The following is a 535-nucleotide window of genomic DNA, read 5'->3' on the forward strand; positions in this document are numbered from 1 at the left end:
GCGTTATACGTTTCTCAAGGATGGAGTATGAAATATATTAAAGGAGCACTATTCAGCTTAGTAATAGGCTATGTCTATTTCCTTCTTACTATCGCTATGATTGGTATTGCTGCCGCAGGTAAAATATTTTGGTGGTTTGAGTGGCAAGACAATTTCCACTTTTATCATATAACTCAAAATTTTATTGGTATAAGTTTAGCTGCATTTATTCCTACTTATATAGTTCATAGCTATGAGCAGCCTAGAAAATGGATTGTCATTTCAGCTGTTATTTTATCTTCTATGATCTTTCACGGTAACATACACTCTATATTTATAGACCCTCTAGGGCTAATTAGGTTTGTACAACAAACTCTGATTAATGGAGATATAGGTTCTATAGGTATCTTTTTAGAAATTACGTTAATGCCTATATTATGGTTATTGGTATTCAAACGTATAACAAGTCGTTAAAGCAGGACAAATAACAGTTGGCTTTTGCTCCTGCGTCGCTTATTTTAGCCAACATATTATTTGCCTCTTAACGAGGCGTTAT

1 protein-coding gene is annotated in these 535 nt (G+C 33.8%); it reads left to right on the plus strand.

Features of this window, described 5'->3' with window-relative positions:
* Window positions 1-453, plus strand: a 453-nt coding sequence (locus CXF71_RS07930) for a hypothetical protein (protein WP_232771415.1), incomplete at its 5' end; no start/stop codon positions are given.
* Window positions 454-535: the final 82 nt, after the last annotated feature.

Source organism: Colwellia sp. 12G3 (assembly GCF_002836775.1).
Taxonomy (GTDB): Bacteria; Pseudomonadota; Gammaproteobacteria; order Enterobacterales; family Alteromonadaceae; genus Colwellia.